The organism is Vibrio algarum, assembly GCF_028204155.1.
In the GTDB taxonomy this organism is placed as follows: Bacteria; Pseudomonadota; Gammaproteobacteria; order Enterobacterales; family Vibrionaceae; genus Vibrio; species Vibrio algarum.
In genome coordinates, this window is record NZ_JAQLOI010000001.1 from 2,703,073 (window position 1) to 2,726,455 (window position 23,383).

18 protein-coding genes and 2 pseudogenes are annotated in these 23,383 nt (G+C 40.1%); 11 read left to right on the forward strand and 9 right to left on the reverse strand.

Annotated elements, in window-relative coordinates; translation table 11 throughout:
* Window positions 1-203 precede the first annotated feature (203 nt).
* The 5 genes and pseudogenes from PGX00_RS12585 (at window position 204) to PGX00_RS12605 (ending at window position 6,213) form a co-directional block, all read left to right on the forward strand.
* The gene (locus PGX00_RS12585; RefSeq protein ID WP_272136929.1) at window positions 204-713 is read left to right on the forward strand and encodes a hypothetical protein; all 510 of its coding nucleotides are present in this window, start codon (window positions 204-206) and stop codon (window positions 711-713) included.
* A gap of 95 nt (window positions 714-808) precedes the next feature.
* Complete coding sequence (locus PGX00_RS12590; protein WP_272136931.1) at window positions 809-1,897, forward strand: diguanylate cyclase domain-containing protein; 1,089 nt, start codon at window positions 809-811, stop codon at window positions 1,895-1,897.
* Window positions 1,898-2,132: 235 nt separating this feature from the next.
* Window positions 2,133-3,170 carry an ABC transporter substrate-binding protein gene (locus PGX00_RS12595; RefSeq protein ID WP_272136933.1) on the forward strand — a complete coding sequence of 346 codons (1,038 nt, stop codon included), beginning with the start codon at window positions 2,133-2,135 and terminating at the stop codon, window positions 3,168-3,170.
* Window positions 3,171-3,184: 14 nt separating this feature from the next.
* Entirely contained in the window at window positions 3,185-5,593 is a 2,409-nt protein-coding gene (locus PGX00_RS12600) for a putative bifunctional diguanylate cyclase/phosphodiesterase (protein ID WP_272136935.1), read from the forward strand.
* Window positions 5,594-5,842: 249 nt separating this feature from the next.
* Window positions 5,843-6,213, forward strand: a pseudogene (locus PGX00_RS12605) (hypothetical protein).
* Window positions 6,214-6,321: 108 nt separating this feature from the next.
* Here PGX00_RS12605 and PGX00_RS12610 read toward each other — a convergent pair.
* Both PGX00_RS12610 and fadR read right to left on the reverse strand, forming a co-directional pair.
* The gene (locus tag PGX00_RS12610) at window positions 6,322-6,573 is read right to left on the reverse strand and encodes a DUF2999 family protein (RefSeq protein ID WP_272136937.1); all 252 of its coding nucleotides are present in this window, start codon (window positions 6,571-6,573) and stop codon (window positions 6,322-6,324) included.
* Window positions 6,574-6,643: 70 nt separating this feature from the next.
* Entirely contained in the window at window positions 6,644-7,483 is an 840-nt protein-coding gene (gene fadR / locus PGX00_RS12615) for a fatty acid metabolism transcriptional regulator FadR (RefSeq protein ID WP_272136938.1), read from the reverse strand.
* A gap of 597 nt (window positions 7,484-8,080) precedes the next feature.
* On the opposite strand from fadR, the gene nhaB reads away from it, so the two are divergent.
* Both nhaB and dsbB read left to right on the forward strand, forming a co-directional pair.
* Window positions 8,081-9,673 (forward strand): Na(+)/H(+) antiporter NhaB, encoded by a 1,593-nt coding sequence (gene nhaB, locus PGX00_RS12620; RefSeq protein ID WP_272136940.1) that lies wholly within the window; start codon window positions 8,081-8,083, stop codon window positions 9,671-9,673.
* A gap of 80 nt (window positions 9,674-9,753) precedes the next feature.
* Window positions 9,754-10,259: pseudogene (gene dsbB / locus PGX00_RS12625) on the forward strand (disulfide bond formation protein DsbB).
* 156 nt (window positions 10,260-10,415) lie between these two features.
* Here dsbB and PGX00_RS12630 read toward each other — a convergent pair.
* Window positions 10,416-11,006, reverse strand: coding sequence for a YecA family protein (locus PGX00_RS12630; RefSeq protein WP_272136942.1), 591 nt, complete (start codon window positions 11,004-11,006; stop codon window positions 10,416-10,418).
* A 135-nt stretch (window positions 11,007-11,141) separates the two neighbouring features.
* On the opposite strand from PGX00_RS12630, the gene dusC reads away from it, so the two are divergent.
* On the forward strand, window positions 11,142-12,089 hold the full coding sequence (gene dusC, locus PGX00_RS12635) for a tRNA dihydrouridine(16) synthase DusC (RefSeq protein WP_272136943.1): 948 nt from the start codon (window positions 11,142-11,144) through the stop codon (window positions 12,087-12,089).
* Here dusC and malZ read toward each other — a convergent pair.
* The 5 genes from malZ to yfbV form a co-directional block, all read right to left on the reverse strand.
* Window positions 12,081-13,922 carry a maltodextrin glucosidase gene (gene malZ / locus PGX00_RS12640; RefSeq protein ID WP_272136945.1) on the reverse strand — a complete coding sequence of 614 codons (1,842 nt, stop codon included), beginning with the start codon at window positions 13,920-13,922 and terminating at the stop codon, window positions 12,081-12,083. The genes dusC and malZ overlap by 9 nt on opposite strands.
* A 131-nt stretch (window positions 13,923-14,053) precedes the next feature.
* Window positions 14,054-14,848, reverse strand: coding sequence for an ABC transporter ATP-binding protein (locus PGX00_RS12645; RefSeq protein WP_272136947.1), 795 nt, complete (start codon window positions 14,846-14,848; stop codon window positions 14,054-14,056).
* The gene (locus PGX00_RS12650; RefSeq protein WP_272136949.1) at window positions 14,845-15,789 is read right to left on the reverse strand and encodes an ABC transporter permease; all 945 of its coding nucleotides are present in this window, start codon (window positions 15,787-15,789) and stop codon (window positions 14,845-14,847) included. Before PGX00_RS12650 ends, PGX00_RS12645 begins: the two co-directional genes overlap by 4 nt.
* A gap of 130 nt (window positions 15,790-15,919) precedes the next feature.
* A complete protein-coding gene (locus tag PGX00_RS12655) occupies window positions 15,920-16,885 on the reverse strand; it encodes an ABC transporter substrate-binding protein (RefSeq protein ID WP_272136951.1) in 966 nt (321 codons plus the stop codon).
* 431 nt (window positions 16,886-17,316) lie between these two features.
* Window positions 17,317-17,769: a terminus macrodomain insulation protein YfbV gene (gene yfbV, locus PGX00_RS12660; RefSeq protein WP_272136954.1), complete on the reverse strand. Its 453-nt coding sequence runs from the start codon at window positions 17,767-17,769 to the stop codon at window positions 17,317-17,319.
* Between the two features lie 337 nt (window positions 17,770-18,106).
* On the opposite strand from yfbV, the gene PGX00_RS12665 reads away from it, so the two are divergent.
* On the forward strand, window positions 18,107-19,303 hold the full coding sequence (locus PGX00_RS12665) for an acetate kinase (RefSeq protein ID WP_272136956.1): 1,197 nt from the start codon (window positions 18,107-18,109) through the stop codon (window positions 19,301-19,303).
* A gap of 129 nt (window positions 19,304-19,432) precedes the next feature.
* The gene (gene pta, locus PGX00_RS12670; protein ID WP_272136958.1) at window positions 19,433-21,568 is read left to right on the forward strand and encodes a phosphate acetyltransferase; all 2,136 of its coding nucleotides are present in this window, start codon (window positions 19,433-19,435) and stop codon (window positions 21,566-21,568) included.
* A 91-nt stretch (window positions 21,569-21,659) separates the two neighbouring features.
* Here pta and PGX00_RS12675 read toward each other — a convergent pair whose 3' ends face one another.
* Window positions 21,660-22,514 (reverse strand): Tim44 domain-containing protein, encoded by an 855-nt coding sequence (locus PGX00_RS12675; protein ID WP_272136960.1) that lies wholly within the window; start codon window positions 22,512-22,514, stop codon window positions 21,660-21,662.
* 267 nt (window positions 22,515-22,781) lie between these two features.
* Here PGX00_RS12675 and PGX00_RS12680 point away from each other — a divergent pair, with 267 nt between their 5' ends.
* Window positions 22,782-23,366 (forward strand): TetR/AcrR family transcriptional regulator, encoded by a 585-nt coding sequence (locus PGX00_RS12680; RefSeq protein WP_272136962.1) that lies wholly within the window; start codon window positions 22,782-22,784, stop codon window positions 23,364-23,366.
* Window positions 23,367-23,383: the final 17 nt, after the last annotated feature.

Here is a 23,383-nt window from a genome sequence, read left to right on the forward strand (position 1 = left end):
TAATCTCTTCAGCTAAGAGGTGTCCTCTCTCTCCATCCTTTTACTAACATTCCTTCAATTCTCCATTCAGTTTCTTAGGTTATTGCAAGCTAGATCAAACAGACAGTAGCGATGCTGTCCTAAGATTAAGTATCTCAAACAACCAATTAGACCAATTGTAGATCGAGTCTGTTCTAATAAATAAAGACTATCAGGACTGCTAAATGAAGTACTTTAAATATCTATTATTGATACTGCTGATTACATTGTTCTCTATACAAAAAAGCCAAGCCGAACGAAAAAAGAAGATACTGGTCTTACACTCTTACCATCAAGGGTTAGAATGGACCGACAATGTTAGCCGTGGCATAGAAGATATTTTTTCTCCATTACGCTCTCAATACGAAGTCTATTACGAATATCTTGATAGTAAGCGAAATGCAGGAAATGCCTATCTTCAACAAAGTGCTTCGTTCATTAGTACAAAAAATTCACAGGAAAAGTATGAAATAGTCATTGCTGTAGACAACAACGCACTTAAGCTCCTTAACAGCAGGCAGATAACATTTTTAGGAAGCCCACCAATTGTATTTTGCGGGATCAATAATTATGACGATTCTTTAATCAGTGAACTAGATCAGGTGACAGGTATCGTAGAAACCACCGATCATTTTTCCACATTAGATATAATGCACAAACTACACCCTGACAAAAAAACATCACCGTCATTTTAGATAGAACCCCCACAGGTCGAATCATACGAGAAGAATTCGATGCCGTTATTAAGCATTACAAATATATATTTCAATTCAACTTCATGAGTGATTTTTTGCTGAAAGATATTCCAAAATTGGTCAGCGAACTTAATGAAAACGATTTGATATATATACTCACATTTAATAGAGATAGTGATAACAATTTCATTTCTTATACTGAAGGAATTGAAATGATCGTTAAATATACAAACGTTCCGATTTATGGATCTTGGGATTTTTATCTCAACAAAGGTATTGTAGGTGGAAAGATCACGGCAGGCTTCTTACAAGGAGCAACCGCAGCCAAGCAAGCTCTGCAATTTTTAAAAGGGGAGCCTATAGATAACATTGATATAATATTAGACGGCGCAAGTGAGTACATGTTTGATTATCATTTTTTGACAAGAAACAATGTCAATATTAATGAGCTTCCAAAAGACAGTATCATAATAAACCGCCCCGAAAAATTCCTAGAGAAGTATCAATCCGTTCTTCTTAATATTTTTGTTTCTTTGTTTATTCTAGTCCTTGCCATTCTATACAAAGCTAAACAAAAAGAAAGTTCAATGAGGGCAAATTATACTCAACGTTTAGAGAGTAAGGTTAAAGAAAGAACCATCAAATTAAAAGAGGCTAATCAAAAACTAGAGTGGCTATCAAATATAGACGGTCTTACTCAAATATTTAACCGTCGTTATTTTGATACCGTATTAAGTCAAGAATTGCTGAACCATCAGAAAAGTAAGGAAACCCTCGTTTTAATGATATGTGATATTGACTATTTCAAGCGATACAATGATACATATGGACATTTAGCAGGTGACGATTGCATCAAGATGGTCGCTAGTATCCTTAAAGCTCACTGTAAAAAAAATACCGAGATAGTCGCTCGATATGGAGGCGAAGAATTTGCCTTAATAATGCCTAAAACTTCTCACAATGAAGCAAAGGAAAGAGCAGAGGCTATACGGCTAAGTATTGCAGATAAAGCATTGCCGCATCAGTCTTCCGACTTGGGTGATTTTGTTTCGATAAGTATCGGCGTAGCGGTTATGAATGCAACAAAAACCACGACAATCGAAAATATCATCGGGTTAGCTGATGAAGCACTATACAAAAGTAAAAACAGTGGCCGAAATAAGACCACGGTTAAGTCAAACTAGCTTTAAATCCCCCCTTTTCATTCGCATGTACTAAAAGCAACAAAGATTCAACATTTAATGCTATTAAGAAAAACAATTTTCACAAGCTAGTTGACCAAATTCTAATATACACCTCATAACTATCTCTACCCTAGAGGCAAAATATAGCAAATACATTATAATAATTACCGCCACCTAAAATATTCAGAGTAGTAAATACACACTTCTGGATACAGCGAACTACATTGAGGTTTCGATGCACCCAGTAATTTCCCTCACATCTATAGCTCTCCTTTCTTTTAGTGCTCATTGCTTTGCTGACGAACTCAAAATTTTCACTTGGGAAGACTATATTTCTGAAACCCTCATTGAAGAGTTTGAAAATGAGTTTGGCCACACCGTATCTCAAATATATTTTGAAAACGAGATGTTACGTGATGTGGTGGTGTATTCTGGCAAGGCCATGGCCTATGACTTATTCATAATAGACGGCCAAACTCTCACTGAACTGGGTGAGTCTGGGCTTCTTGCCAAATTGCAGAGTGTGCTAGAACAAAAAAACGCCCATTTTACTGATAGTTCGAACCAAACCTGTAGCCCTTACGGAATCCCCTACTCTCATGGAACAATGGGAATTGGATACAGAACATCGAAAGTCGACAGCGAAGTCAATTCATGGATGGATATATTCACTTACGCGATGGAAAACCCTCAAACTGTCGTGCTCCCAAATGATGATCTAGATACAACGGCTATTGCGTTACTTGCATTGGGGTTTGACCCAATGACCGAAAACAAGGACGAATTGGAACAGGCCTACAAATTACTTTTGGAAGTTCGTAAGGAGCTTCTTGTTTTAAGAACGAGTATCGGTTACGCCTTAGACAAAAAGACGAATTCTAAAATGGAAATGGCCGTATTTTACTCTGGTGAAACAGAGCAAATCGCATCAGAAACGAGCCAAGACGATTGGACGTACACAATACCTAGTGAAGGCACGTTAGTATGGCACGAATGCCTTAGTACTCACATTGAAAAGCCGATCAGTCAAGCTTCTATAGATTTTCTCAACTTTATTAACGAACCTAACAACGCAATAATCAACGCAGAAGAGATGTGGTTTGCTAGTTCCAATAAGTATGTATTAGATTCTGCTAGTGAAGACTACCTAGACGATGAAGAATTGTTTCCTAAAACCCTAAACAGCGACACTTGGTTTTCTTACAAAAAACTTAGCATCGAAGCAGAGCAGTACAGAAGCCGGATTTTAACCGTACTACGAAATAATAAATAGAAGACGATTGACGTATGAAATTATCTTCGAAAATTAACTATATACTGCTGCCCGTAATGATCGTCATTTTTTCGATTGCTGGGCTTTTTTCATATAACAGTCAAAAGCTGCAGCTTATGTCGTCATTGTCCGATAAGCTGCATAATGAATTAGAACACATCTCCCATAATCTTGATGAATCTCTTCGAGAGGTTGATTCTATTGCCAGAATGAGTTTAGAAAGTCATTACATCCAAAAACACTTTGAAAAACTACAAAATGACACCGACAGGTATTACCTAGAAAAAGAACTTGTCGATTACATTAATCAACTCGAAACTAACTACGGAATAGTTGAAAGCTTCGCACTATTAGATAATACCGGCCAAGAAATTATCTACTTTAATGTATCTAACCCATTTGCAAAATTTAAAACGAACTCAATAATTAACAGCCACATAAGCCAAATAAATGACACACTTCAAGTCCAAGGAGTCGCACACCTTAATGCCACTAGCTATGAACTCAATAAGAAAGGGGACGAGCTCGAACTTTTAGCATTAAGAACATTTACTCCTGAACAAAGTTTGACTGCTCCAACATTTTCTAGAGGGCAGACGTTATTCACAGCAGTTATCCGTTATAGCATTTCAAATAATTCACAGTATGACGAGAATATCAAAACAAAAGTGAGTCCAGAGACAATCCTCACTATTACTCCCAACACTGCGTCTCATTCAATCCAAAGTGATATTGATATTAATAATATATCGATATCTGATGACACATTGGGCTACGAACTTAACCATACCTTGTGGACCATAAGATTAGCGCTCACCGAAGAGGCATTATCAAAGTTATTCCGCCCATTCCAAGCTCTGTTTACCGCTATCGTTTTGTCGGTCACTTTCGTTACTTTTGTTTTACTTAAATGGCTTATTGTAAAGCAGATAATCAACCCAGTAGAAAGGCTGACTAAACAAGTTGAACAAGTTGATTCTAATAACCTGCTCTATATAGAACGGTCTAGAAACAGTGATGAGGTTTCTATTCTTACAAATAAATACATAGATTTAATCACCGAACTCGATGATCTGGCTAAACGAGATAGTTTAACCGGCCTGCCAAACCGAAAAAGGTTCAATCAGGATATTGACCGAATTACAGAGCGAAGCGCTAAAACACAAACGAAATGTGCCGTCATTTATCTTGATCTTGATAATTTCAAACACGTTAATGATAAATACGGGCATCAAGTAGGTGATAAACTACTGCAGGTTTTTTCTGAACGTTTTGTAGAAGGTTTTGTTGATTTTGAGTGGGATAGATTAACTATTTCCGAGTTCGAGTTTGCACGATTGTCAGGTGATGAATTTGCCGTCATTGTTGGAGGTCTCGACAATTTAGATATCCTCACTCTGTTTACTCATCGAATTATCTCTCTGTTTGATGGTGGGTTTACTATCGATGACACTGTTTATGATATTGGTGTGAGTATTGGATTATCCGTCTATCCGCATGATGCGCTGTCGGCCACTGAATTGGTCAATCACGCTGATTCCGCAATGTATTCTTCAAAAAAAGAAATCGGAAGGAATAGCTACAAATTTTATTCTGAAGATTTAAACCGTGAAATAAAGCGTCATGAAAAGATAAATGAATGTATTAAGGAGTCGATTAGATCCAATAATTTCTATTTAGCCTATATGCCAATTTACGACACACAAAATAGCAAGATAGTAGGTGCAGAGGTCCTCCTTAGAACAACTCATGAAGAATTATCATCGTATGGACCGGCTGAATTCATACCAGTATCAGAATCATCCGGTCTAATCAAAGAGATAGATTATTGGGTGTTTGAAAATGCACTGCGCCAATTGTCCATCTGGATCAAGCAGTTTGATTTCGATGGAACTCTAGCTATCAATTTTTCTTCATGGCAACTTACCAATACTGATTTCGTCAATCACCTATCCTTGTTAATTGACAAGTACCAGATCCCGCCGCAACAGGTTGAAATGGAAATTACAGAAACATGTTTTATACCTGGCAATGACAAAAATATTGGAATACTAAAGTCTTTGCATAAATTAGGTGTAAAAATATCACTTGATGATTTTGGCACTGGCTTTACTGCATTTAGTCAACTGATTAACTACCCAATCAATACACTAAAAATAGACAGAATATTTATCAACGCCATTGATACCGAGTTTACGGACAAGCAATTATTCGATGTTATCGTCGAGATGGCAAAAATATACAATCTTGATGTGGTTGCAGAAGGTGTTGAGACCCTAAGCCAACTTGACTATATACAATCTAAAGGCTGCCAAAAAGCACAAGGTTTTCTCTTATCTAAGCCATTAAAAGAAAAAGATTTTCTAGACAGTTGGAAAAAAAGCATCGAACGTAACCGGATTGTTCCATTCAATCTTGGATGAGCTCATTTAAGTGTAGTGACTTATTCTACTTCTACCTTTTTAACTCTATTACAACTTAGACTTGCCTTGATCCTCTAATTGAGCACCATATTTATTTAATAATACGCCATGTTGTCATGCATAACTGCCGCTAACACCATGATGGTCAACCAATCACTTCAAAATAGTGTTAAAATAAATGCCTGAAAATAAACTAGAGCGTAAACTTGAATCCGTGAGCAAGCCCCCGCTAGAACAGGAGAATCAGTAATGACTCATGAAACAAAAGCAATGGAAGTCCCTGTCGCCATAGTCGATAGAGTGCAGGCGTTAATAGATGCCTATGAAGCTAAAGAAAAGTTCAACGCTGAGTGTAAGTTGGTAGTCGACAATTTGCTTTCCATGGATAATCTTAGCTGTGAGATGGCTGTTTATAGTTTGCCTCAAGATGAATTGCTAGACACGTTACGATTTGTTTATGAGCTATCTGGTACTAATAGCAAGTTCGTTAAAAACATACTTACACAGTGCAGAGAGAATCCCCAAAAGTGTTATCAGACTCTCAGAGAGCATCTGCAAAAAGCCTTTTGTTTAATCTACTAAATGACCCTTCCGTCGTTTCAGCTATGAAAGAAAGCTAACGCTAATATTGCTTTAGTTGAATAAGCTTTCTGAGATCCAAAAAGGGCGTTAGTGTATATTTCATTTTATACGCTAGGCGCCCTTTTGAAAAAGTATTGTAGGTAGGGTTACTTCTGGAGTTGCTCCTTGGCTAACTCCACTTTTGAAAAATCTAAACCTAATTCTTCAACGGCTTCTTTAATTAAAGCAGGGTTTTGCATCACCTGCCCCATCAATAACTGAAGTTTATCTTGAGGTAAACCAAGCTGCCCGATAGTACCCATGGCGGCGAGAGGATTTTCTGTTAGCACTTCAAATAGCGAACCGATTTTCTCATCATTAATACCGTTTTCTTTCAATATTGCAATTATCGGATTCATTACACACCTTTGTTAATTTGTTAACCATTAAATAAATTATATTGTTAGTCTACCATCAGAGCTTGTTGTTTTAATGGTCGTCTTCCGTAAAATTAGAGGGCAAAGATGTTTTCATTTCATTCCAAATTTGACCACTTTCCAATCCATAACTGCGTATAAGCAAAGGCAGTTTTTCCTTATCACCGCTTTCACAAACCTGTAGGAGTTGGCGGTAAAAATTCAATGCCAATTCTCTCGCTTCTGGATTCGAAAAATAATAATTGCCTACTCGATTATATAATTTCATTAAACCATTAAATATAAGTCCATAGATTTGATTTCCAGAATGAAATGCCAAACGTTGGAATAGCATATAATCGTAGTAATTAAATGTTTTCGCGATCAACAGTGATTGACGTGCATCTTCATTCTTTTCACCATCATCTTTTACGCTTTGAACGATTTTATCACCGTAAGGCGAAGCTTCTATAAACGCCTCCCAACTTTCCGCAGCGAGTAAATCTTCACATGAGTCAATTACACGTTTTATTGTTTTTTCGGAGCTTTCTTTATTTGCTTTAAACGCATAACGCATAAATATAGGGCTGATATTAGAACGAGCAGCCAATAAATCTTCAACAATACTGGTGGCGTTATCGGAATCTAACGTCATTAACGTATCCAAAATATGCAGACTAGAGGTTTCCATAAATTGATTAACTTTAGTCGGCTTTCCGTGCTGAATAGTTAGCCATCCATCTCGAGCTAGGCGCTGCAAAACTTCTCGTAAAGTCGTTCTTGTTACACCGATTAGTTCTGATAATTCACGTTCTGCCGGTAAAATCGACCCTGGTGCGAAGCGACCATTCCAAATACTTTCAATTATGTACTTCTCAGCAAAACCTGCTGGACTTTTTGCCTTTATGACCATGTTGTATTTTTCCGATTCATTATTGTTAGGTCGAATTACTCATCATACCACTAGTTGTACTATGAACGAAATCTGAAAGAAACTTTCACCCTGCAGAATTAACGGTCCAGAAACATTAACGAAAAATATAATTAACAAAGCACTGGGCAAAACTTTTGCTTGAAAACGTTCTCTCCATCACAAAACAAGCAGGTTTTTACAGTTTATACGCCTACCTCTTTATGTGTAGATAAATCTTATCTACCTGTAAAACATAACTATTAATCATAAAAACTCGCCTTTTATACCTATAACGAAACTTATCTATAAAATTGTAAAAATTCGTTAATTACATGCTATGCTAAGCGTGGTTTTGAACTACAAATTTTATGCCCTTTATGTATTTAATGGATTAATTGTAATTAAGGCGTTGAAGTAAGTTACTTAATTACACTTCTACTAGTTCAGGATAGGAAGTGCTTGTCATCGTTGTCTGCTTGTTAAACGTATGGTATCAACCCAGCTTACCAATAACATAGCAAATAGCAGTGCATTTGAATTTACGCCTTAGTTACAAGCATAAGAACAACATAATCATCAACCTGTAAGAGTATTAACATGCCGATTTCACTCGGGAACGCTTTGATCAAAAACTTCCTTGGCAAAGCGCCAGACTGGTACAAACTAGCCATTATTGCCTTTCTCATTATTAACCCAATTGTCTTTTTTTACGTAAGTCCATTTGTGGCTGGTTGGATGCTCGTTGCAGAGTTCATCTTCACACTAGCAATGGCACTAAAATGCTACCCTCTTCAACCTGGAGGTTTGCTTGCTATTGAAGCAGTGGCAATTGGTATGACAACACCTGAACTGGTGATGCACGAATTAGAAAATAACCTAGAAGTGTTGCTTTTACTTATATTTATGGTAGCTGGCATCTACTTTATGAAGCAGCTACTGCTGTTTATTTTCACAAAAATACTGCTCGGTATACGTTCAAAAATACTACTTTCAATGGCGTTCTGTTTTACTGCTGCATTTCTTTCTGCCTTCTTAGATGCGCTAACAGTTATTGCAGTTGTTATTAGTGTCGCGATTGGATTTTACTCTATCTATCACAAGGTTGCTTCTGGTAAAGGAAGTACTTCATCACACGACCATACAACAGATGACCATTTCTCTGAATTAACTCGCGATGACCTAGAGAACTACCGTTCATTTCTACGTTCACTACTAATGCATGCGGGTGTTGGTACAGCCTTAGGTGGTGTAACAACCATGGTTGGCGAACCACAAAACCTAATTATTGCCGATCAAGCTGGCTGGTTATTTGGTGAATTTATAGTGCGAATGCTACCCGTCACCTTACCTGTCTTTATTTGCGGTATGATCACCTGCGCGCTCGTCGAAAAATTTAAAATATTCGGCTACGGAACTGAATTACCTGATCATGTTCGAGCTATCCTTAATGACTATGACCAAGCCGAGAAGAAAAAACGCACCAAGCAGGACATAGCTAAACTTTATATTCAAGGCCTTATCGCTGTCTGGTTAATTATTGGTTTAGCACTTCACTTAGCGTCCGTTGGTCTAATTGGTCTGTCTGTTATTATCTTGGCCACAGCGTTTACCGGTGTCATTGAAGAACATTCATTAGGAAAAGCATTCGAAGAGGCGTTGCCATTCACCGCTTTACTCGCCGTATTCTTTGCTGTTGTAGCCGTTATTATTGACCAACATCTGTTTGGACCAATTATTGATGGTGTATTAGCAATGGAAGGAAGCCGTCAGCTAAGTATGTTCTATCTTGCGAATGGTTTGCTCTCTATGGTGTCTGATAACGTATTTGTTGGGACCGTATATATCAATGAAGTTAAAACCGCATTGGACAACGCCGTAATATCTCGTGACCAATTTGATTTATTGGCGGTCGCTATTAATACGGGTACAAACCTGCCTTCCGTTGCGACACCAAACGGACAAGCCGCGTTCCTATTCTTGCTAACCTCAGCATTAGCACCGTTAGTAAGATTGTCTTATGGCCGTATGGTAATAATGGCTTTCCCTTATACGATTGTTCTTGCCATTGTTGGTTTAGTTGGAATTACCTTCTTGTTAGATCCAATGACAGCTTGGATGTACGACATGGGATGGCTAACACACCATATTGCGGATGCCGCAGGTGCAGCGGCTACGACAAGCCATCACTGATAATTATTATTGACCATTGAACTTATTCAGTATAAAAAGCTCTGACTAATCAGAGCTTTTCTTATTTAGGATGTTATTAAGTGAACCTTCTTGCTTCTCTTCATGTTTTTTCTCGCACTCGACTTTCTTGGTTGTTACTTTTCATCTTTATTGTTTTTTTTAACGCTTGTGCTTATACCTTCCAACACGCAATGAAACTCGACCCATGTGTGATGTGTATTTATGAGCGAGTAGCTATGATTAGCATAGGAATTGCAGCTCTTTTTGGATCGATAAATCCACAGATTTTAGTTATTCGTTGGCTGGGTATTCTGGCGTGGGGGGCAACCTCATTAAAAGGCTTAATGCTGGCCTTGGAACATGTTAGTTATCAAAACAATATCTTTGCTACCTGCTCTCCACTTGTCTTTCCTGAATGGGCTCCATTGAATAAATGGTTACCCTCTTTTTTGAAGCGACGGGTGATTGCAGTGAGATAGTTTGGCAGTTTTTAACATTCTCTATGCCACAATGGCTAGTGGTTATTTACGCGGCGAGTTTTGCGGTTGCCTGCGTCTTCGCTGTTGCACAGTTCTTTAAAGTTTAATAGCTCAGTTAGCAAAGTAATTTTAGCCCTTAGATACACACAACCTGTTGCTCTGGAGAAACAACCAAAACAACCGTTGCGCTCTTAATGCGAATCGTCAGCACCTCCACGAAAGTGGAGGTATACCTACTAAAATCCCGCGAAGCCGAAGCCACTCTACTTACCGCAACACTGCTTAAATTTCTTACCACTTTGGCATGGACAAGGGTCATTTCGACCTATGCCTTTATAAGGGTTCACACTTTGTCCCTTTTGACCAACCATCAACTCATCAGCGGCTAAAGCCACTTCCATGATCATCACATCCAATTTAGGTAGGAAATCAGCCAATGTAGGTGGCTCGCCAATACCAGCATCCTTCATCTGTTGTTGAGTCTCGTGCTCATCTATTGCCAACATAAATGTTGTCAATAAGGCTTGCAGCATAAGAAGTGTACTGTCTAAAACTTCTACTTCTTGGTACTGTGTTTCAACCACTGGCCAAACCGTCATAAAACCTTCAGACAAAGCACTAAGTTGCTCTGGGGTTAATTCCGAAAGTGTGTACTCACTGCGCTGCAATATATTATGCTGTTCGTTAATGCGAGGAACTAAAAAGCTACTTGCTTCCTCTTTGTCGACACCGGCAGATTGACACCAAATTTCTGGCTCTAATGGTTTAACAGCGAAATTAGATGCAAGTACTGCACCTTCAAGAAAGTAGCAAGATTCGCCTTGCCAATCTTTTGGTAGTTCAATGGTTTTCATTACACGAGTTCTTGGTTTGTTTTGGTTGCATAAGAATATCTGAAAAAAGACAATTAACCTACCTGTAGATTAGGTAGATGTATACTAAGTTTCCAGATAGAATGCCCGCTCTTTTATTATCGGTAAATTATTTATATGCGAGTAATTCTGGGCCCAATGGAGGGTGTTCTCGACCATTTAATGCGAGAAATCCTTACAGACATCAATGACTACGACCTCTGCGTTACAGAGTTCGTTCGCGTTACTGACCGGATACTTCCAGAGCACGTCTTTACTCGCTTATGCCCAGAGCTAGAAACAAGCTCATTTACCAAATCCGGTACTCCAGTTCATGTGCAACTACTAGGGCAAGAGCCTAACTGGATGGCAGAGAATGCCATTCAAGCGGCGCAGTATGGCGCAAAGGGGATAGATCTAAATTTTGGGTGCCCTGCCAGACTGGTGAACCGAAGCAAAGGCGGTGCCGCACTTTTAAAAGAGCCCGAACAAATTCACAAAATAGTGAAAGCTTGCCGCGAGGCAGTATCAAGTGATATACCCGTTAGTGCCAAAATTCGTCTTGGGTGGGAAAACCCAGATGATTGCTTTGAAATTGTCGATGCAGTCGAAAATGCAGGGGCAGATGAAATCACTATTCATGCTCGCACTAAGATGGGTGGCTATAAAGCGAGTGAAATAAAATGGGATTATATTAAGCAAATTAAACAGAAAAGCTCTATCCCAATCATCGCTAATGGTGAAATTTGGAACTATCAAGACGGTCAAGACTGCATAGAAGCCACGGGAATAGATTCGCTTATGGTGTGTCGTGGTGCCTTTAATGTGCCTAATTTAGGCAATGTTGTTAAATACAATCATCAATCAATGCAGTGGAAAGACGTTGTCGCACTATTACTCAAATACTCACAATACGAAATGAAAGGCGATAAAGGGCTTTACTATCCAAATAGAGTGAAACAATGGCTTGGTTACCTTCGCAATGAGTATGACCAAGCCAACACTTTATTTAGAGAAGTTAGAACCTTTAAAACCGCTTCTCCTATCGTGGATGCCATCAAAAAATATCAGGCAGAACTAACTTAACTTCCCTATTTTTACTATTTCCACCTGCCATGGGGACATGGAAAGAATAAGTTCACCATTGTGAACCTCTAGCAATTTATGTTCAAAATAGCTGCGCCCATTCGCATTTTCGATACCCAATTTCCAAACGGGTATCGAAAACTCAATCTCGGTAAAGCTTAGTGCCACAATAGACACTTCTGTACCAAGCTTACGCGCATAAACAATATGATCATCAGAATAGCTTAATACCTCAAATGACCCTTTTTGCCACTCTGCGTTTTCTGTGCGATTACGAATTAAGCCTTTGAAGAATGGTATCCAACTAGACGTTGCTACTCGTTCCCACGGGAAACACCTGCGGTTATCCGGATCTTGCTCACCTACTAAACCTACTTCTGTTCCATAATATAAGCATGGGGTTCCAACAAAGGTAAACAGCATCACCGCAGCCATACGCATTTTTTTCTCATCACCTTTGAGCATGGTCAGAAATCGCACCGTGTCGTGACTATCCAACTGATTTAGCTGAGAAAGTTGATTTAACCAAGGTATCTTGGCATTGGCTTCTCTTATCCAATAGATAAAATCAGCTGGTGTTAATGAAATAGGATCATAACTAATATCCAGTTCCGCTAGCAAAGCACGGACAGGGTGCGCAAAACCATAGTAATTCATCGAACCGTCTTCTTGGTCACCTTGAAGCCATTGTGTTGCCTCAAAAAAATGCTCGCCTAAGACGTAACTTTCAGAGGACACTGATTTTGTTGCTTCACGAAATTGGCGCACGTAGTATTCATTATTTTTTGCCCCATCGCCTTCCCCAAGCATATGAATAACATCAAAGCGCCACCCATCAATTGCATACGGTTCTCTTAACCAGTGTTTAATCACCGATTGGTCGGATTGATAGATATAATTTCTAACTTCCTCGTTTTCAAAATTTAAAACGGGTAACGTAGCGACACCTTTCCAGCCGAGATAATTTTTAGAATCGCAGTCAAAAAGATAGAAATGACGATAGGGTGAATCTATATGATGATATGCACCTGAGCTACCCTTACCATTCTTATCAAACCAAGGATGCTCTTCTGAAGTATGATTGAACACCGCATCTAAAACGATTTTCAACCCTCTAGCATGTATTTCCTTGCTCAACTCAGCAAAATCTTCATTGGTCCCTAAATGAGAATCGACATTCAGATAGTCTGTCGTATCGTACTTATGGTTGCTATTAGACTGAAATATCGGGTTAAGATACAAAGAAGTAATACCCAAGTCTTGTAGGTAATCTAGCTTGTCTTTTATCCCTTGCAAATCGCCACCATAAAACTCGACGCTGGAAGACTTTTTGTAGTCTCCTATCTCGCTACCCCACTCTTTTTTGACCACATCAACCGTACCCCCACGAATTTGATACTCACCGCTTTTTACGCTTATTTGAGGATTACCGTTACAAAATCGGTCCGGAAATATTTGGTAGAAAACCTGCTCAGATACCCATGCTGGTGGCTGATGGTTCGCATTAAATTTGAAGTGGTATTCTTTACCAGGAATTCTTATGTGAGAGCACCGTGCATCTAACCAGAATTGCTGCTTACCCATAATTATCTTAAACACGTAGTGGGTGATATCTCGATCACTATTAATTGGGATAGAGGCTTTCCATAAGACCAAACGACCTTCCTTCCCTACACGGCTCATATCAACCAAATACTCTTCATTGTCAGGTTCATGACGTACCTGAACCTTATCGAACTTAAGATCTTCCGTTGTAAGGGTGACAGTAAGCACATTATTTTTAAAACATAATCCGTCTGGAGTTTGAACGTGGCGTAAATAAGGAAGGTTCATAGTCTGACTCAATATTAGAGATTTAACATCAGTCTAAACCATGGATAGAAAAGAAAAATCCCCCTTCAAAAGAAGGAGGATCACATTTATGGGGTTGAGATAAAGGGCGTAGAATACCCTATTCAAAACACTTAACTTAACAGCAAACTATCATCCGTTAACTCTTCGCCTCGGACTTTAGAAAACATCTCTAGCAAATCAGGTACTGCCATATTTGCTCTTTGTTCACCTTCAACATCTAGTACTATTTTACCTTGATGAAGCATGATAGTGCGATCACCACAAGCAAGTGCATCTTTCATCGAGTGCGTAACCATCATCACTGTAAGGTTAAACTCTTTTACTACTTTTTTAGTTAAATCAAGAACAAAGGCCGCCATTCTTGGATCCAATGCAGCTGTATGCTCATCTAATAACAAAAGCTTACTGTCAGAAAGTGTCGCCATTACAAGACTAACTGCCTGGCGTTGACCACCGGAAAGTAGACCAATATGGTCACTTAGCCTATCTTCTAGGCCCAAACCTAAAATACTAATGCGTTCTTGGAAAATCTTCCGACGTTTAGAAGAGATTGAATGATGCCATCCCCTACGTTTTCCACGCATGTAAGCTAAAGCCATGTTTTCTTCAATGGTAAGGTCACCACAAGTACCCGCTAATGGGTCTTGAAACACACGGGCACATTGACTGGCGCGTTGATCAACCGTTTGGCGAGTCACATCTAAATCATCGATACGGACCCTTCCACCGACCATAGGCGTTTCACCCGTTACCGCACCAAGTAAGGTTGATTTACCTGCTCCGTTTGAGCCTATTACGGTTAAAAACTGATGTTCTGGCACTTCAACTGAAACACTTCTAAGTGCTTTATTTTCCAAAACGGTTCCAGGGTTGAAGGTCACCTGAATATTCTCTAAATGAATCATACGGCATCTCCTGATTCTTTCTCTGACTTGGGTACTGCAACGCCTTCAGCTGGCGCGAGTGCCTTTTTTGCCTTTAGGTTTCCTTTCACTTTTGGAGCAATAAGTGCAACGGCAACCAATACTGCGGTGACTAAGTTCAAATCCGATGCCTGTAAACCAAACATTCCAGAACTTAACGCGAAGGCAACGGCAAGTCGATACAGTACAGAACCCACGATGACGGCTGTAACTGCAACCCAGATCTTTCTTCCGGGAATCAAAGTTTGCCCTAAAATTACCGCAGCCAACCCGACAACTATTGTACCAGTGCCCGAAGTCACATCAGCGAAACTGTTTGTTTGAGCAAATAGTGCTCCTGCGAAACCGACAAAGCCGTTTGATAAAGCAAGGCAGAAATAAGTATAAAAAGCGGTGCTCGCACCCTGAGCTTTAACCATACGTGCGTTAACACCTGTCGCACGTAAACCCAAACCAAAGTCACTGTTAAGCAGCCGAACAACAAACCAAGCGGAAACAAGGACGAGTACACCAACCAATAAAGGGCGGATGTATATAGAATCTCCGTATGCTTCAAATGGTGTCAGTATGGTATCTGATCCTAAAAGCGCGATATTAGGACGTCCCATGATTCGAATATTAATTGAGAAAGCAGCGATCATGGTCAAAATAGAGGCGAGCAAATGCAGTATTCCGCAACGTACAGCGAGAAATGCGGTTACCCAACCAGTTGCACTTGCAGCAATAATAGCTAAAAATGTAGAAAGCCAAGGGTCTAATCCAGCAACGATACCTGTCGCGGCCACAGCAGCCCCCATAGGGAAACTACCATCCACTGTAAGATCAGGAAAATCTAAAACCCTAAACGTAAGATAAACGCCTAAAGCAACTAGACCATAAATAAGCCCTATTTCTAGTGCCCCAAAAAATGCAAAAGCAGACATACATACTCCTTCTCTGCTTACACTAACGCATATATCTCGTCAGTATAAAAACTCTCAACCAACCTTGCATTGATTGGCCGAGAGGTATTTCTTCACCCATTACCAACAACATTCATTGTTGGATTCGGTATTATTTTACGTCAGTCGCGCGATCTAGCACAGATTGAGGAATAGTAATGCCAAGTTTGTCTGAAGCTGTTTTGTTAACGATAAGGTCCGAACCCTTAGCCACTTTAACGGCAATATCACCTGGTTTCTGGCCTTCTAGGATAGCAACAACATAATCAGCTGTTTGCACACCAATTTGGTAATAATCAAAACCTAACGCAGCAAAAGCACCTGCTTCGATATAGGTTGTTGTTGCGCCAAATACCGGTGTTTTCGCTTGGTTTGCAGCAATCGTCATACCTTCAATTGCACTTGCTACTGTGTTGTCAATCATCGCGTATATAACGTCTGATTTAGCAGAAATTGCCTGAGTCGCACTTTGTACATCAGCACTTTTAAGGGCTGTTGCCTCAACTAGCTCTAGACCATTTGCCGCAATGCTTTCTTTTAGCAGTTTCATTAAGCTAACTGAGTTTGCTTCACCTGGGTTATATACCACACCAACTGTTTTCACATTTGGAAGCAATTCTTTAATCAACTCGACGTGCTGCGCTATTGGAGAAAGGTCAGAAAGTCCAGTGACGTTTTTACCTGGTTTTTCTGCATTACTCACTAATTTCGCACCAACAGGGTCGGTAACCGCCGTAAATACAATTGGAATATCACGAGTAGCCGCCACGAGTGCTTGCGCTGTCGGGGTTGCGATACCAACGAGAACATCAGGGCGCTCACCAACAAACTGACGAGCAATTTGAACCGCGATAGCTGGGTTACCTTGAGCTGTTTTAAAATCAAACTCTAGGTTTTTGCCTTCTTCGTAACCTTTTGCTTTTAGTCCATCCAACAGACCTTGACGAGTCGCATCTAGTGCTGGATGTTCAACAATTTGAGAGACTGCTACTTTTGCTGTTTTAGCAATAACACCTGTAGACGACAGTAACGCTGCTCCGGCAATAACCGCAGTAGCAATAATCTTACTTGCTTTCATCTTAACTCCTTGATTAGCAATTTTTTTTGTTGCAATGCTGTGCTTGAATTTATTATTTTTTTAACTTGTACGTATTTGTTTACGCTACGTAAACGTTTTTACCAGTTACAAGGCAGGAATGGAAGAAGAGTTTTTTATTAATTTAGGGAATTTATAGAAATGTGAGGTTTGAGTCTTGAGTCTTGAGTCTTGAGTCTTGAGTCTTGAGTCTTGAGTCTTGAGTCTTGAGTCTTGAGTCTTGAGTCTTGAGTCTTGAGTCTTGAGTCTTGAGTCTTGAGTCTTGAGTCTTGAGTCTTGAGTCTTGAGTCTTGAGTCTTGAGTCTTGAGTAAAAAATAGCTTTTAAAAACACCAATGCAAATGTTTTTTCAAGATTCGAGAAGCGAAGCGCTCAAGATTCAAAAGACGATCATCTATACTATCTTTACAGTGTTTAAAACCAGCGTTCTAGCGCCGACTTATCCAACTGTCTAAATGCCCGATTTAAAATAATTGCCAATTCTTTATAGCGTGGCTTTGGACTTATTGGTTCTAATGCAAACCCAGTTTCGAGTATTTTTTGATGAAGCTCTCGATACCAACCAGCAAGAGCAGGAGGAAGTTTAGTATTCGAACGGTTACCTAGCCACCACATCCCTTGTAAAGGTAAGCTGATCGCGAATAATGCTACAACAACTGCCTGTGGCATCGCTTGCATATTATGGAAGCTCATCTGCATAAGAAGGCTGATCATCGCCACAGCGGGCATGACCTTGATACCAAAACGAGTGGCCTTAATAATACGATGCTCTGGAAATATAGGCGACAATTCCTTTCGCATAGGCCAAGTATCCATATATTTTTGTCCGTTTCTCAGACTATGGAAAAGTCCGGGGTTAGTATTCATTCCTACCTCACGCTAAAAAATATTTGAATTGTTCAACATAATTTATAAAAATATTGACGAAAATTAAAAATTACTCAATTTTTTTTGTTATCTTGGGCTATTATCGCTATTCTTTGCGCACCCTCAATGTCATTGTTGCTCTAATTTACAAATTAGGCAAATTTATGGCGATGAATAGCTCGGAACGCTAGCATGATCATCACAGTCTGATCATGTCTTATTTTATGGATAATGACGTTTTTTTGACCAAGATTAGTGCATGACCAAAAGAGTCGGCTATTCTTGAGTTAATTTTTAACCAAACTGATATTTTCAGACGATTAACAGGTAGTCACACATGTCTAAGCTAGTTTTAGTTTTAAACTGCGGTAGTTCTTCTCTCAAGTTCGCTATTGTTGATGCAGATAATGGTAACGAGCATCTAACCGGTCTTGCTGAATGCCTTCATCTTCCAGAAGCTCGCATAAAATGGAAGCTCGATGGTAAGCACGAAGCTCAACTTGGCGAAGGTGCGGCACACGATGAAGCACTTAAATTTATCGTAGAAACTATTCTTGCTTCTAAGCCAGAACTTTCTAACGCTTTAGCTGCAGTTGGTCACCGTGTTGTTCACGGTGGAGAGAAATTTACACAATCAGTATTGATTGATGATGAAGTAACCCAAGGTATCGAAGATTGTGCCGCACTTGCACCTCTTCATAACCCAGCAGCTATTGTTGGCATAAAAGCAGCTCAAAAAGCATTCCCATCGCTACCTATGTCTGCGGTATTTGACACTGCGTATCACCAAACAATGCCTCAAGACGCATACTTATATGCTTTGCCATATAATCTTTATACTGATCATAGTATCCGTCGTTACGGTATGCACGGTACTTCACACCTATTTATCGCACGCGAAGCTGCGGAGCGTTTAGGCAAGCCAGCTGACCAACTTAACATCATCAACTGCCACTTAGGCAATGGTGCCTCTGTTTGTGCAATAAAAGATGGTAAGTCAGTGGATACATCTATGGGTCTTACTCCGCTCGAAGGCCTTGTAATGGGAACTCGTTGTGGTGATATCGACCCTGCAATCATCTTCCACTTACATGATACTCTTGGCTACTCAGTTGAAAAAATCAATACCATGTTAACTAAAGAGTCTGGTCTACAAGGGCTAACTCAAGTGACATCAGACTGTCGTTATGTTGAAGATAACTATTTAGAAAAAGAAGATGCAGCACGTGCTATGGGTGTGTTCTGTCATCGTCTAGCAAAATATATCGCTGGCTACACAGCCACTCTTGATGGTCGTCTAGACGCTATCGTCTTCACTGGTGGTATCGGTGAAAACTCTAGCCCAATCCGCGAACTCGTTCTAAACCGCCTAGGTGTGTTTGGCATTGAAGTAGATAATGAGAAAAACCTTAAAGCACGTTTCGGCGGCGAAGGTGTCATCACTACTGAAGAAAGTCGTATCCCTGCAATGGTTATCTCTACAAATGAAGAATTAGTCATTGCCGAAGACACTGCGCGACTAGCAGGTCTTTAAAAAATGAACTGGCTAACGAAAGTTAGCCAGTTTTGATTTGGGCCTCAGAAAATATCAACCAAGTGAATTCATTTGGTAAAAATATAGATAATTGCTGAGCCTTCCCCTAAAATCAGAGGTATTCTACGAATGTCCCGTACTATTATGCTTGTACCTATCAGCGCTGGTGTAGGTCTTACTAGCGTCAGTTTAGGTGTAATCCGCACGATGGAGCGTAAAGGTGTAAGTGTTGCGTTCTTTAAACCAATTGCTCAACCACGTCATGGTGGTGACCAACCCGATCTAACGTCATCAATTATTAAAGCAAACAGCGATATTAAAACGTCTCAATCTATCTTCATGCATGAAGCTGAGTCTCTTATCGGCAACGAAAAGATGGATGTTTTACTTGAGACAATTGTAGGTCGTTATAATGAGTTAAGTGATGCCGACGTGACCTTAATCGAAGGTTTAGTTCCAACAAGAAAGCATCCATTTGCAAACCAAGTTAACCAAGAGGTTGCAAAAACACTTGGGGCTGAAATTGTATTTGTGGCTACTCCAGGCACATACAATACTGCACAGCTTAGAGAGCGTATTGAGCTTGCTGCTTCTAACTTTGGTGGCACCAAAAACAAAAATATTGCTGGCGTTATTATTAACAAACTTAACGCACCAGTGGATGATGCAGGTCGTACACGCCCTGATCTTTCAGAAATCTTTGATGAAGCCGATGCTGCCAAGCAAGCAAACATCAAAACAATGGAAATCATCAACTCTAGCCCTATCCGCGTTTTAGGTTGCGTTCCTTGGAGCATTGATCTAATCGCAACTCGTGCTATTGATATGGCAAAACACCTTGATGCTGAAATCGTTCACGAAGGCGATATGTACAACCGCCGTATTAAAAGCATCACCTTCTGTGCGCGCTCTGTGCCACATATGGTTGAGCACTTTAAGCCAGGCTCGTTGCTTGTAACATCTGCAGACAGACCTGATGTTATCGTTGCTGCCGCTCTTGCTGCAATGAATGGTGTTGAGATTGGTGCTCTACTGCTAACTGGTGGTTATGACCTACCAGAGCAAATCGTGAAGCTTTGTCGCCGTGCATTTGATACTGGCTTGCCTATCTTTAAGGCACAAGGTAATACATGGCAAACATCGCTAAACCTTCAAAGCTTTAGCTTAGAAGTACCAGCAGATGATAAAGAACGTATCGAGTTTGTTAATGATCACGTTGCAAGCCACATTGATGGCCCTTGGATTGAATCACTTACCGAAGGTACTGAAGGTATTCGTCGCCTAAGTCCACCAGCATTCCGTTATCAACTGACTGAGTTTGCTCGTCGTGCTGGCAAACGTATCGTTCTTCCTGAAGGTGATGAACCGCGCACAGTTAAAGCTGCGGCTATTTGTGCAGAACGTGGCATTGCAACTTGTGTTCTTCTTGGTAATCCAGAAGAAATTCGTCACGTTGCAGAGCAGCAAGGTGTAGAACTAGGTGCTGGCGTTGAAATTATCGACTCTGCTGCCGTACGTGAAAAGTACGTTGCTCGACTTGTAGAACTACGCTCTAAAAAAGGCATGACAGAAGTCGTTGCACGTGAAAAACTTGAAGATTCCGTATTCTTGGGCACGATGATGCTAGAGAACAATGAGGTTGATGGGCTGGTTTCTGGCGCTGTGCATACAACGGCTAATACTATCGTTCCTCCGTTCCAGATCATCAAAACAGCACCAAATGCGTCTATCGTATCTTCAGTGTTCTTTATGCTGCTTCCAGATCAAGTATTGGTCTACGGAGATTGTGCAATTAACCCAGACCCAACGGCTGAACAGCTAGCTGAAATTGCTATTCAATCTGCAGATTCGGCTACTGCGTTTGGTATTGACCCTCGTGTTGCGATGATCTCATATTCTACTGGTGAATCTGGTAAAGGTGCTGATGTAGATAAAGTGCGCGAAGCAACTAAAATTGCTCAAGCGAAACGTCCTGATCTTGTTATCGATGGTCCACTTCAGTATGACGCTGCTATCATGGAAAACGTAGCGGCTTCTAAAGCGCCAAACTCTCCTGTAGCGGGTAAAGCTACCGTATTTGTATTCCCAGACCTAAATACTGGTAACACAACATACAAAGCTGTACAGCGTTCTGCTGACCTAGTCTCTATCGGTCCAATGCTTCAAGGCATGCGCAAACCGGTAAATGATTTGTCTCGTGGTGCTCTAGTAGACGACATCGTTTACACAATTGCATTGACAGCAATTCAAGCTGAACACGGCTAATACGCTTACGAAACGAAAAAACCCGAAGATAAATTCTTCGGGTTTTTTATTGCCTAAACTAAGCCACGTGACCAATTTGATATAAGGCTAGTTAACCTTGTATTCCAACAATTAGCCATGGTGCGTTTGCAACGGTTAAATCACGTTCTAGATGCCAGATATCGTTGATATCTTCTTCGATGCCTTCCACTGAATCGCGATAGCGTCCACTAAACTGAAGACTTAATTGCGCTTTAGACGCGTCATAATCTGCACGAACAATTTCAGCATCAACATACATAACGTCCGTATGCTGTTCACCTTCTAGTTTCGCTCTTTCAGATTTCAAATCATCATATAAACTGGTTGATACGTACTCTTCTATTGTATTCAGTTCATTGTGGTTCCATGCCCCTTGAAGGATACGATAGTGCTCACGAGAACCATTAATAAAAGCTGCTTGATCAAACCCTGGTGGGTAGTTATGAGGAATATCACTTTGGCCTGCCGAACCAAAACCTGTCGCAGGCTGAGCTTGTTCAAAACTTTGGTAATTCGGCTGCTCTCTTTGATAAGTGTTTCCCGCACCAGAATACGCTTGTTGATTCATGGTATTTGCTTTTGCACCCAACATGCCGCGCAAAAACTTAAAAGCAAAATAAGCCACTAACCCCATGATAAGGATATCCATAAACTGGATACCTTCGAATGCGCCACCGAAAAATGCCGCTAATAAACCACCAGCAAGCAGACCACCCATTAAGCCGCCCATGAGGCCACGTTTACTACCAGCCGGGGTCTGCGTTTGATCTTTTTTAACTGAGCTTGTGTTGTTTTGAGTTTGTTTAGGTGCTGTCTTGAAGCTTTTTCCAAAAGACTTACCACCACCAAATCGTTTAGCTTCTGCAATAGGGGTTGTGGTTACTGTAAACACAATTAAAGCAACCATTGCTAGGATACGTTTCATTCTCTTCCTTTTCTTAGTCTTATAGAACTACTCAAATCAGCCAAATAGAATAACTATCTAACTTTATATTACCGCATGATATATGGATATCAGCTATTTTTATATGTTTTGTTAATACTGGAATGTATCGAAATATTGCAAAAAAACGCTTTACGACGAAATAGCCCTCTTTACTCTTGACCTTTTGCAAGCGCCACTTAGAATAATGAACATTGTTCATTTTTATATCTTATCGATTTGAAAAGATAAGTATGGCGCTCAAATAACATGGCACGCAGAAACGATCACACTCGCGAAGAATTAATTGAATTGACCTTGCAGAAGGTAGAAGAATTTTTAGCGGATCACCCTCATCATGACCTAAGCCTAAGAAAAGTTGCCACTCAGATTGGTTATGTTCCTAGTACACTGGTCAATGTCTTTGGCAGTTATAACCTCTTGTTGCTAAAGGTTGTTGCACGGACTGTTGACGAACTGCAATTGGAATCTTCCAAAGCGCTTGAAAATTCAAACAGCACAAAAGAAGCACTCTATAACCTTGCCTATTGTTATCATGATTTCGCCCAACAAAATCCCTACCGTTGGCAACTGATATTCCAACACACCATGAATGGTGAAGAACTGCCCGAATGGCAAGCCAACCGTATCAACAATATGACAAGCATATTAGAAAAGCTGGTTGCTATTTTGTCACCCCATAAATCGTTTGAAGAGATTGTCGAGGCCAGTCGAGTATTATGGGCCGGAGTACATGGCATTACCTTGTTAAGTGTTGACGATAAATTTTTCACCTCTTCACCTATTGATGGAAAAGCCCTAATCGAAAATTTACTGACCAACTATTTAAAATAATTGGTATGAATAAGGTC